Source organism: Brevibacillus sp. TJ4, from assembly GCF_044627595.2.
Lineage (GTDB): Bacteria > Bacillota > Bacilli > Brevibacillales > Brevibacillaceae > Brevibacillus.
The window spans coordinates 1,867,705-1,879,125 of sequence record NZ_CP185865.1 but is presented as its reverse complement, the minus strand read 5'-3'; the positions used below and the strand labels follow the sequence as shown (position 1 = coordinate 1,879,125).

The 11,421-nt window shown below is 51.2% G+C and carries 10 protein-coding genes; 5 read left to right on the top strand and 5 right to left on the bottom strand.

Going from position 1 to position 11,421, the window contains the following annotated elements:
- Window positions 1–248: 248 nt before the first annotated feature.
- From ACAF76_RS09160 to cbpB, 3 genes are all read left to right on the top strand, one after another.
- On the top strand, window positions 249–1,493 hold the full coding sequence (locus ACAF76_RS09160; protein WP_400163442.1) for an S-layer homology domain-containing protein: 1,245 nt from the start codon (window positions 249–251) through the stop codon (window positions 1,491–1,493).
- A gap of 156 nt (window positions 1,494–1,649) precedes the next feature.
- The gene (locus tag ACAF76_RS09155) at window positions 1,650–2,498 is read left to right on the top strand and encodes a lipoate--protein ligase family protein (RefSeq protein WP_400163441.1); all 849 of its coding nucleotides are present in this window, start codon (window positions 1,650–1,652) and stop codon (window positions 2,496–2,498) included.
- 279 nt (window positions 2,499–2,777) lie between these two features.
- Window positions 2,778–3,224, top strand: a complete 447-nt coding sequence (cbpB, locus tag ACAF76_RS09150; RefSeq protein WP_400163440.1) for a cyclic-di-AMP-binding protein CbpB — start codon at window positions 2,778–2,780, stop codon at window positions 3,222–3,224.
- Between the two features lie 133 nt (window positions 3,225–3,357).
- On the opposite strand, the gene ACAF76_RS09145 is transcribed toward cbpB, so the two are convergent.
- The 3 genes from ACAF76_RS09145 to ACAF76_RS09135 form a co-directional block, all read right to left on the bottom strand.
- Complete coding sequence (locus ACAF76_RS09145) at window positions 3,358–4,446, bottom strand: YheC/YheD family protein (RefSeq protein WP_400163439.1); 1,089 nt, start codon at window positions 4,444–4,446, stop codon at window positions 3,358–3,360.
- Between the two features lie 159 nt (window positions 4,447–4,605).
- Window positions 4,606–5,163, bottom strand: coding sequence for a class I SAM-dependent methyltransferase (locus ACAF76_RS09140; protein WP_400163438.1), 558 nt, complete (start codon window positions 5,161–5,163; stop codon window positions 4,606–4,608).
- A 24-nt stretch (window positions 5,164–5,187) separates the two neighbouring features.
- Window positions 5,188–5,937: an MBL fold metallo-hydrolase gene (locus ACAF76_RS09135; protein WP_400163437.1), complete on the bottom strand. Its 750-nt coding sequence runs from the start codon at window positions 5,935–5,937 to the stop codon at window positions 5,188–5,190.
- Window positions 5,938–5,990: 53 nt separating this feature from the next.
- On the opposite strand from ACAF76_RS09135, the gene ACAF76_RS09130 reads away from it, so the two are divergent.
- Both ACAF76_RS09130 and ACAF76_RS09125 read left to right on the top strand, forming a co-directional pair.
- Window positions 5,991–7,028, top strand: a complete 1,038-nt coding sequence (locus tag ACAF76_RS09130; RefSeq protein WP_400163436.1) for a hypothetical protein — start codon at window positions 5,991–5,993, stop codon at window positions 7,026–7,028.
- A 143-nt stretch (window positions 7,029–7,171) separates the two neighbouring features.
- A protein-coding gene (locus tag ACAF76_RS09125) for an IS3 family transposase (RefSeq protein WP_400162572.1) occupies window positions 7,172–8,316 on the top strand; the annotation gives its coding sequence in 2 pieces (ribosomal slippage) (window positions 7,172–7,445 and window positions 7,445–8,316; 1,146 coding nt in all).
- An 80-nt stretch (window positions 8,317–8,396) separates the two neighbouring features.
- Here the strand turns inward: ACAF76_RS09125 and ACAF76_RS09120 are convergent.
- Both ACAF76_RS09120 and ACAF76_RS09115 read right to left on the bottom strand, forming a co-directional pair.
- Window positions 8,397–9,263, bottom strand: a complete 867-nt coding sequence (locus tag ACAF76_RS09120; RefSeq protein WP_400163059.1) for a 2-oxoacid:ferredoxin oxidoreductase subunit beta — start codon at window positions 9,261–9,263, stop codon at window positions 8,397–8,399.
- Window positions 9,235–11,013, bottom strand: coding sequence for a 2-oxoacid:acceptor oxidoreductase subunit alpha (locus ACAF76_RS09115; RefSeq protein ID WP_400163058.1), 1,779 nt, complete (start codon window positions 11,011–11,013; stop codon window positions 9,235–9,237). Before ACAF76_RS09115 ends, ACAF76_RS09120 begins: the two co-directional genes overlap by 29 nt.
- Between the last annotated feature and the right edge of the window lie 408 nt (window positions 11,014–11,421).

Here is an 11,421-nt window from a genome sequence, read left to right as displayed (position 1 = left end):
GATTGTTGATGTTGCCAATACAGCATTATACCATTTCATGCGGTACAAAAGCTAATCGGGATTTCGGCAAAATATGTACAAAACTGTACCTTTTTTCTCCCTTCATAAGACCTATTGCTTCCGCCTGTCCTCCCCTTGCTTTTTACCTAATTTTCCAACATTGGGCGTTTGCCGCTGCAACATTCTCTTCCATCCCGTCGTCTGAATAACAGCCAGGCAAGAACATTACAAGGATGAGGAGGTTCACCATGAAACGAGCGCTCAGCTTCTTCTTAGCGGTGATAATGGTGTTTGCCATCGTTCCGTTTGCAAGTGCTGCGAACAAGAGCTTCTCGGACGTGCCGAGGAATCATTGGGCCTACAAGGCGATCATGGATATGGCGGAAAGAGGGATCATCGACGGATATACCGATGGCAGATTCCGTCCCAACAACAAGGTGACGCGCGCCGAATTCGCCAAAATTATGATTGCCGCAGCAGACGTCGAGATCGACCGCCGATCGGTCAAGCAAACATTCGAAGACGTTCCGCGATCCCACTGGTCGTTTTACTACGTAGAGTCCGCAAAACCGTACCTGACCGGCTACAAGCAAGGCAATCGTTACACCTACAAGCCCAACGAACCGGCTGTTCGCGAAGACATCGCCGTCGCCATGGTCCGTTTGCTCGGTTACGACAAGACCAAAAAAGCGGACCTGAACCAACTGCGCAAATTCCGCGACAATCAGGAAATCTCTACCAACCTGCGCCCATACGTCGCCATCGCCATCGATACAGGCCTGATGCAAGGCTCCAACAACTACTTCCGTCCGCAAGATGCGATCACCCGTGCCGAAGCTGCATCCCTTTTGCACCGTGCGTTGATCGAGCGCGACGGAGATGAAGACAAAATCGTCTTCCCGAATCCGAACCCTCCTGCCCCTCCGCAGCCTGAGCTTCCTGAAAGTGTCCACGACAATTTCTCCAACCGGGAGCTGAAAAACTGGCTGACTGATGACGCTGTGGGCAATTGGGGAGTCATTAACCAGCGAATTACGGCGGGAAGCAATGACAAAGACCTGGAGCACTACCTCTTGCCTTTGAAATGGAAGGAATCGACCAAACCGGAAAAATACGAATTGACCGTCGATGTCGAAGTTGATCGTACAGACGGACTTGCCGGACTGTTTTTCAACGGCACAAAAGACAATGAAGCACATGTCGTCTACCTGGACAAAAACCGCGTCGTCCTCGGCAAAATATCCGATGTGGAAGAGTACAAGGTCGATGTGATCGCATCCGCCCGATACGAGCTGAAAAGCAAAAACAAGCTGAAAGTCGTCGTTAACGGTACCTCCGTCTCGATTTACGTCAACGATCAGCACCTGTTTGGCAACCAGGAAATCAAGCGGGCAGGCACGAAACTCGGTCTGTACATGCAAAAAGATGCAGTCGCTGATGCACCGCGCCGCATGACCTATCTGGACAATTTCAGCTTTGTGGCGACGAGATAGCAGCGTGAATTGTCACCCGGCACCAGTGGTGTCGGGTGTTTTTTATGGCGAGCAGCAGCGACATTCACTGCTTCGTGCAGAAGAAGCATAGTCATCCCGACGATCGCCATTGTATAATGGATGCTAGTCTTATCCACAAAGGAGTCTGACTTGCTTATGTCTTTTTCCGTAGATCAACCCTTTCGCTGGATGGATTCAGGTGTGTACCGCAGTCTCCCGCTGGAGCCGCTCATCCTCGATGAAGCCTTGACCTCGGGCATGCGGGAAGAATCCTCCCCCATCATCCATCTTTGGGTATACGATAAAGCGCTGTTTTTGGGGCGGCGTGACGCCAGGCTGCCACATCTGGAAGATGCACTCCGGCAGTTCGGGCAGGACGGGTTTGGTTGTGTGCTTCGTTCTTCCGGTGGTGCGTGCGTGCCCCTGGATTCCGGTGTGTTGAACATGGCCTGTCTCGTACCGGATCGCACGCTATCCATTGATTCCTTTTTTGCCTTCGTCGCCAGACTGCTCGGCGTAGGCTTGCGGGAATACGGCAGCCTGCAATTTGGCGAAGTGGCAGGTTCATACTGTGCCGGTGAGTACGACTTTTCCCTGCACGGGAAGAAGATCGGCGGGATGGCGCAGCGCAGGACCCGCTTCGGCTCCATTTTGCAGCTTTGCATCAATGTCGACGAACAGCCGCGCGGCAGGTGGATGGAAGAATTTTACCGGGTGGCAGGCTTGCAGGAAATGGAGCAGCACAGGCCGATCCCGACGATCGACGGCAGCACCGTCGGCAGTATCGCCGGACTGACCGGGAAGCAGGTGAGCGTAGACGATGTCAAAAGCCGCTTGCAGCAAGCGATCAGCAAAGAATGGCCGGTCGTCTCCGAGCCTTTTGCCGTCCCTGCCGCATACGTCCAGGAGGCCGACACGCATCTGACAAAACGCTTGCAACTGTTCTCCTATACGGCTGAAGAGCTTGCCGCCCCTGACTGGCACTTGCCGGAACAGTACAACTGAATCTTTTCGCCAAGCGCTTCCTGCAAGCTCCTAGTGTCAGCGGCAAAACGATTTTGCATAATAGGTTGCAGGAACACATTGTTCCACACCTCGATTCCTTGCCCGACGTTCATCGTTGGGCTTTTTCCATAGTCGCCTCCTCGTTTCCATCCGCTTACAGGCAGTCCAGGTGCAAGGTTTTATTTCCAGCCTCTACCGATTCGCCGCTCATTGCTGTATCATAGAAGGGTACGATGACAGCATGCTTGATCCTAGAATACAAAAGGGTGGTGGATCCAGTTGAATCAGGACATCCCGATGCTACATACTCCCATAAAAGACCTAATTATTGCTTCCACAAAAGTTGCCCATGTACAACTTGGCAATTCGCTTGAACATGCCTTGCTTGTTTTGATGAAAAGCGGTTACTCTGCCATACCCGTGTTGGATCACCAGTATCGCCTGCACGGGACTATCAGCACCAACCAGATTATTAACAAGACACTCGGTCTGGAGCGCTTTGAATTTGAGCAAATGAGCGTGCATACCGTCGATGAAGTAATGGACACCAAAATCCCTCGCCTAAAGGACACCGATAGATTTATGAAAGCCCTCGAGCTTTGCATCAACCACCCGTTCGTCTGCATCGAAGACGATCAACAAATCTTCGCGGGGATTGTCACGCGCAAATCAATCCTGGCCTTGGCGTATCGTCACTTCCGCAACCTGCCGCATACCTCTGCGTAAAAGCGGAATCGACCGGGGCAGGCTTGGGGGTTCTCACCAACACGCTAGTTTGCCGACAGCGCGCCACTGGCGAAAAAGCTGTGTAAAACATGAGAAAGACGGGGGCACAAACCCCCGTCTTTTTTTTCCGCTTTTACGACACGTATTTTTTTGTTCTGCCTTTCCCGGCATTTCCCTGAATCAGCGATAGTGCGTACTCCATCGGACAGCGATAGGTTTGCTTGAACATTTCCTTTTCTCCCGCCTTGAAAAACGAATAGCGCTGATCCCGGACGTTCACTTCGATCAGATACGGATTGCCCTGCCTGTCGATGCCCATGTCCATCCCCAGGTCAGCCAGCGAAGGGAAATGGCGCGCGTACTCCGCCGCGATCCGAATGGCAGCCGTTTCGATGCGTGCAATCGTCTCCTCCTGCTGCTCTTCTGTAAAGGTTGGCTTCATCGCTACAGACAACGGGACCGCTTTGCCGCCCCGCGACAGGTTGCTCAGCTTGTTCTTCTTGTTTGCTACCTTGGCGACCATCCCGCTGACTACCCACTCGTTCTCGCCGTTTTTTTGCACTGAGACGCGTATGTCAAAGGTCTTGTCTTCGTAGCGTGCCAGCGAGATGCCTTGCTGCAGGAGAAAGCGCCTCGGTCCCACCCATCTTCTGACCAGGGACAAAAGCTGTTTGCGTGGCAACAGTCTTCTCATCTTCGAGGAAATAAACATATACTCGTTCCCGTGGCGTTCGATTCGCGCTACACCGATGCCGACCGATCCGATCGTCGGTTTGATGTAGACGATCGGGTACTGGTCCAAAAACCGCCGCAGCGCCTCGGCTGTATACGGAGTGGAATAGGGCAAATACGGACGGAGCTGCTTGTTCTTCCAGAGCAACTGGTGAACCTTGCGTTTGTCTCGTACGACCAGTCCATTAAATACTTTACGTTTTCTGCTCAGTCGGGAGATGACCGCTCTCGCCTTCGCGTCGCCAGTCAGCACCCGGTTGTGGATAACTTTTGGCACTGAAACGAGCCTGGGAATCAATCGACTGCCATTCCAAAAATAACCCTGGACCACATTATCCCCTTTCTGTACATGTCGGGGATGAAAAAAAACCGGCTGCAGCCCAAGCTCTTTGCCGATCTCCACATAATATGGAATCCTTTCGTAGGATCGCTCCCCGTTTTTGCCCTTTTCCATTACTCCCCAGTCCAGCATGATTCCGATTCTATTCACGTGGATCCCCCTTGCACGATTCCTCAACATAAGATATGTACCGGAAACGACAGGGGCGTGCCTATTTTTGCCGAGCCGCTGACAAACTTCAACAAGACAAGCCAGCCATGTCGGAACATGCGCTTGCCCGGGAAACAATCACAGCGACGTATCGGCTCTCTACGCCCTACGCTCAATCGCCAGCAGGTACGGGGCGCTGTTTTTCTGGTTGAGGTATTGGTATTTGAGCACGAGATATTTCGTTTGATCCAACTGCTGGCAGAACGATTCGACGGTTTCCTTTTCCTGTACGCCCGCAGGATGCCCCCAGTAGACCATGATCGTCATCATCCCACCTGGCCGAAGCAGCTCAAGACCAGCCTGGATAGCACGGATCGTGCTTTGTGCCATCGTCGTAACCTGCTTGTCGCTGCCTGGCAGATACCCCAGGTTGAACATTACGGCAGCCACCTGGGTGTCGAGCAGCGCCATTTCTTCATGGCTCGCCAGCTTGAGCTCCACGCGTTCTGCCAACTCCTGCTGCACGAGCCGTTCGCGCGTTTTTGCGAGAGCCTGCTCCTGGATGTCGTACGCGATCACCTTTCCCTCTTCCTCTACAAGTCGTGCCAAAAAAACGGTGTCATTCCCGTTGCCCATCGTCGCGTCAATGACGGTTTCCCCGCTGCTGACACGCTCGCGGATCAATTGCCGGGCAATCTCCAATACATTTGCAAACATCTCGTTTCCTCTCTTTGTTTCAATTTACAGTGTGAGTTGCAGGCCGATGCTGGCGACGTGACACGTCCCCCGCATGTAGGCACTGGCCTCTTTTTCGACCTCTTCCTGCCGGTATGTATGGAACAAATGCGTGATCAGCAACGAACGACAGCCAAGCCCTTCCGCCAGTTCGGCAGCCTGCCGGACAGAGAGATGGCCATTTGCCGTCTTCGGCTTCGTGCGTTCGAGATACGTACCCTCGCAAATAAACAAATCTGCGTCATTCGCAAACCCTTCCCAGTTTGTCCCCGGGCCGCTGTCTGCCCCGTAGACCAGTACCTTCCCTTTGCTGGCCAGCCGCATCGCATAGCAGGGATCGCCATTTCCGTGATCGGTACGCAAAAAATCGATCGCCACATCCCCGATCGTGAGCTTCGTCTGCTCTTCTACCGGGAAAAACGCTGTCGCTTGTTTGTACGGCAAGCGGTTTGCCTCCGTATTCGGCAACGCGGGAGCATAAACGGGCAAGGGCTGATTCGGGTCGCGATCGCCAAAAATCTGGTGCACCATTAACCCGTACTGCAACACGCCGACATCTGCGATGTGATCGTGATGGTAATGGGAAAGCAGCAGTGCATCCAGCTCGTACAGCGGCATGAATCGGTTCAATACAGACAGCACCCCGCTGCCGCAATCAAGCAACAGTCGGGCGGACTCTGTCTCGACCAGGTATCCGGGAGTCGCACCATTTGGACCGGGATACGGGGATTGAAACCCCAGTACGGTAACTCGCATAATCAGCTCACTCTCTTTCATAAGATGTGGTAAGTGGGACAGGAGGTCACCAGATGCAGGGATCATGGAAAACGGCATGGCAAATCGCCTTTACCTACATCGGTACTGTCGTAGGTGCCGGATTTGCCAGCGGAAAAGAAATTATCGAGTTTTTTGTTCGGTACGGCTTCCAAGGTCTGATCGGAATTGTACTGGCTATGGGACTGTTCATCTGGTCGGGAACTCGCGTGATGCTGATCGCCTACCGCATTCAGGCCGATTCATACCAGACGATTAGCACGTATTTGTTTGGCCACCCGTTCGGGACTGTGTTCAATGCGCTGCTGCTGACGGTTTTGTTGGGGATGACTTCCGTAATGCTCGCTGCCACCGGCTCGATCTTCTGGGAGTCTTTTCATTTGTCGCCACAACTAGGCATCTGGTTCAGCATGCTGATGATCTTTGTCGTCACGCGAAAAGGATTGTTTGCCATCCACCAGGTAAACAGCATCTTCGTTCCTTTGCTCGTCGGCTTTACCTTGCTCGTCTTTTTCTATGTACAGCCCTGGGAGCAACCGTTGATCGTCACAGAATCCCAGCGTCCGTGGGCATGGCTCAGTTCTCCCTTGTACTATGTTGCCTTAAACGTCTCGCTTGCACAAGCGGTTCTTGTCCCGATCGGGCGGAATAGCCAGAGTGAAAAGCCGCTGATTGCCGGAGGGTTGATTGGTGGAGCCGGTATTGGCCTATTGCTCCTGCTCGCCTATTTCTCCTTGACGGTGAAAATGCCTGACATTCAGTACGTGGAGATGCCGATGATCGCCCTGCTGCACGATTTCGGTCATACCATTTCGCTGCTTTTTTCCCTGCTCGTCTACGCCGAGGTGTTTTCCACTCTCGTCGCCAATGTATTCGGACTGTCCATCCAGCTTCAGCAGGCCACTCGCCTGCGAACGCCCACAATCATTGCGCTCATTTTGCTCATCAGCTACGTCATCAGTTTCGTCGGCTTTGGCTCGCTGCTTCGCTTTCTTTACCCGCTGTTTGGACAACTGGTCGTATTTTTCCTGGTCATGCTGCTGTATCGCCAATGGCGCGACCGCACCTGCTAGACGGTGCTCTTCGCCGGTGCAAACCAAAAAAGGACCGTCCCTTAGATGGGGACTGACCCCATAACGTGAGACAAATTAAAACACCTTCAAGTGAACGGAACCATGTCGTAAGATATGGAAAACAACTTGGAGGTGTTTTTGCGTTGGCAACACGAGTTAGTTACCCCGTAGAAGTGAAAATGCAGGCAATTAAAATGAGATTAGCAGGAATTCCGGTAAAGGTGGTCATGGACGAGCTAGGGATCAGGAATGTAACACAACTGAAAGTTTGGATGTCATGGTATCGTAATGGTGAGCTTCATCGGCTGGGGCAGCCTGTCGGTAAGCAGTATAGCTTTGGGAAAGGTCCTGAGTTTGCCTCAGAGCTTGAACAAGTAAAGGCAGAAAATCGTTACCTGAAACAACAGCTAGATGTACTAAAAAAGTACAAAGAATTGGAGAGGAGGTGTCACCAGAGGCCGTAGTCGCCTGGATGGAATCTATTCGAGATGAAATGTCCGTCACGCAAGCTTGTGAACTGCTAGGGGTTGCTCGTGCAACATACTATCGCTGGAAAGCAGCTTTTGCCACAAAACAAGAAAATCTGCTCGCCGAGAAGATTCGTCAGCTTTGCACCCTTCATAAATTCCGCTATGGTTACCGGAAGATTACTGCGCTGCTTCGAAAAGAGCAGTCCATTAATCACAAACGTGTGCAGCGAATCATGCAACGTGAGGGACTACAGTGTCGAGTCAGGGTAAAGAAGCGCAAGCCAACAGGACAGCCAGCCCATGTAGCGGAACATCAGTTACAACGTCAATTTGAGGCGAATGCACCGATGCAAAAACTCGTGACGGATATCACCTATTTACCGTTTGGAGGAAAGACGTTGTACCTGTCGAGCATTTTAGACTTGTTTAATGGGGAGATCGTGGCGTACAGTATAGCAGATAAACAAGACACAGCATTTGTATTAGATACGCTGAATCAGCTGCCTCTCACAGAAGGTTCAATGCTTCACAGCGATCAAGGCAGCGTCTATACGTCACAGGCATATCAAGAAGCGGTAAAAGAAAAAGGGATTATCATGAGCATGTCCCGTAAGGGTACGCCTGCTGATAATGCCCCCATCGAATCGTTCCATTCCACACTAAAGTCTGAAACGTTCTATCTCGAAGGTTTGACCTGCACAACGACTGCAATCGTTGAGCAAACCGTTCGAGACTACATTCACTACTATAACTCAATTCGCATTCAAACGAAACTAAACAACCAGTCGCCGATGGATTACAGGCGACTGGCAGCTTAACTTGAAAGGTGTTTTGATCCCTGACTCACAAACGGGGGTCAGTCCCGATGACAGGGACGGTCCTTTATTTGCAGCTATCCTTACGCGAATTCAGCAACCAGTTTCGCGAAGTCTTCTTCAGACAGACGGATGTCTTGTTTCGCCAGACCTTGCTCTTTGAAGCCGGTAACAAGCGACTCGTACGATTTTTGTTCGGTATTTTGATAGATCAGACCGGTGATCAGACCGTTGTACTTCATCGAAGTGGACATTGCTTTGATACGGTCATGCGGATCGTATCCTTCGATCGTGTCTACCGGAACGATGTTCTCTTTGAACCAATCGTACGTGTTTACTTTGTTGTATGTGACGCAAGGGCTGAATACGTTGATCAGGGAGAAACCTTCATGCTGGATTCCCTTTTCAATCAGCTCTGTCAAACCTTTCAGATCGCTGGAGAAAGACTGTGCGACAAAGGTTGCGCCGACAGAGAGTGCCAGTTCAACCGGCGTGATGGAAGACTCGATGGAGCCAGCCGGTGTGGACTTGGTAACAAACCCTGTAGCCGAACGCGGAGACGTTTGACCTTTTGTCAGACCGTAGATTTGGTTATCCATGACGATATACGTGATGTTCATGTTGCGGCGGATCGCATGGACAGTATGACCCATACCGATCGCAAAACCGTCACCGTCACCACCGGATGCGATTACAGTCAGCTCGCGGTTTGCCATTTTCACGCCTTGTGCGATTGGCAGAGCACGACCGTGGATGCCGTGGAAACCGTAGCAGTTGATGTAGCCGGAGATACGTCCGGAACAACCGATACCGGAAATGATGGCCAAATCCTCTGGTTCCAGACCTACGTTGGCAGCAGCGCGCTGAATCGCAGCCTGTACAGAGAAGTCACCACAGCCAGGGCACCAGTTTGGCTTTACGTTATTGCGAAACTCTTTCATAGTTGCCATGTTTAGTCAGCTCCTTCACTTGAGCGTAAATTTCCTTAGGCAAGAACGGATTACCGTCGTATTTCAGGACGGATTGAATCTTATCTGCGCCACCTACGTTTTGTTTGATCAGGTTGGTTACTTGTCCTTGGATGTTGTGCTCAACCACAATCACTTGTCTTGCTTTATCCATCAATGCTTTCACTTCGTCAACAGGGAATGGATGCAGCAGACGGATTTGCGCATGGTTTACTTTCAGGCCGTCTTGTTCCAGACGAGTTTTTGCTTCCTGAATCGTACCGATCGTCGAGTTGATACCGATAACCAGCACATCAGCATCTGCGTGCGGTGCATCTGTAACAACCGGATTTTTGAAGTTGGCGAGTACGCCGTTCAATTTGCGCATCCGTTTTTCCATTTGTTGTTTGCGGTTTGTAGCATCTTCAGACGGACGTCCGGTCTCCGCATGCTCTACCCCTGTTACGTGGTGAAGACCGTATTTTTGACCAGGGATAACACGAGGGGAGATGCCGTCTTCTGTTACTTCATAGCGCTTGAACAGGTCGTTCTGCTCTCTTTCCGGCAACTCTTGTCCAGCCAGCAGTTTCCCGCGGCGGATTTCGACTTTGCTGTAGTCAAACGGCGTAACCGTCTGTTTGCCCAGCGAAAGGGTCAGGTCCGTCATCAGAATTACAGGCAGTTGGTATTCTTCTGCGATGTTGAACGCTTCAACAGTATCGTAGAAGCACTCTTCTACCGAGCTTGGCGCGATTACGACTTTTGGAACATCCCCGTGCGTACCGTAAATCATTGCGTTTACGTCGGATTGTTCGATCTTCGTAGGCATACCTGTGGAAGGACCGCCACGCTGTGTATCGACAATGACGACTGGCGTTTCGGTAATCCCCGCCAGACCGATTGCTTCCATCATCAGGGACAGACCAGGACCAGCAGAAGCTGTCAGCGCACGTGCACCCGCGAAGTTCGCACCAATCGCCATCGTTACCGCAGCGATCTCGTCTTCTGTCTGGATGACCGTACCGCCGAATTTAGGCAGCTTTTTGATCAGGTATTCCATAACCTCGGAAGCAGGCGTGATCGGGTATGCAGGCATGAAGCGGCAGCCCGCTGCTACTGCACCCAGCGCGATCGCGTCGTTACCGATCAGGAACAATTGCTTTTGCGGATTCGCCTTTTCCAGTTGGAACTCAGGCAACTGACCGCCAGTCAACTCAGAGACAAATTCAAAACCGCGGCGAATCGCTTCCATGTTTTTCTCAACAACTTTTTCGCCTTTGCGGAGGAACATATCTTCTACAATAGCACGGTAGCTCTCAACCGGAATTCCCAGAATTGCGCTGGAAGCACCGATCGACACCATGTTTTTCATCAAAGAAGTACCCAGCTCATCTGCGATCTCGGTCAGCGGCACAGCATAGAAACGGACTGTTGGCAGACCTTCCGGCAGCTTGGGGTTAAACTTCGCATCAGCGATAATGATACCGCCTTCACGCAACTCATGCGCATTAAAATCGATTGTCTCCTGATCGAACGCCACGAGGATGTCCAGATCATCAGAAATCGCACGCATTGGTTTTGTGCTTACACGAATTTTGTTGTTTGTGTGTCCACCTTTGATTCGGGAAGAGAAGTGGCGATAGCTGTACAGATGGTAACCCATCCGGTTCATCGCCATGGAGAAGATCTCACCAGTACTCTCGATACCTTCCCCTTGCTGTCCTCCAACTTTCCAAGAAAGTTGACTAATCATTCAGATTCCACCCTTTCAGTGACTGTGAGAAAAAGGAACTCACCGATGTCGAATATTCGATGAGATGTGACAAAATTGTGCATTAGACAGTGATAATTGTAGTCCTGTCCTCACAAAATTGCAAGTCCTTTTACTCAACTTACTTTTGACCCGAATTAAACTTTGAACTCGGTACATTAATGTCCTCACCTAATATTGTAGCACGTTTCCGAATACACGCAACTTATTTCCGCATACATTTTTGTTTCGTTTCTGCCCTACCAACAGAATAGCCCACTCCCCAAGGCTTTCATACGCGTCGCAGGCAGATTGGTGCCGTTTTCGGCGTTCTAGCAGGGTTGAATTCCTTTTTTTGTCTATACCCGTTTTCAGACATGAAAAAACCTGTTCATTCAACGAACAAACAGG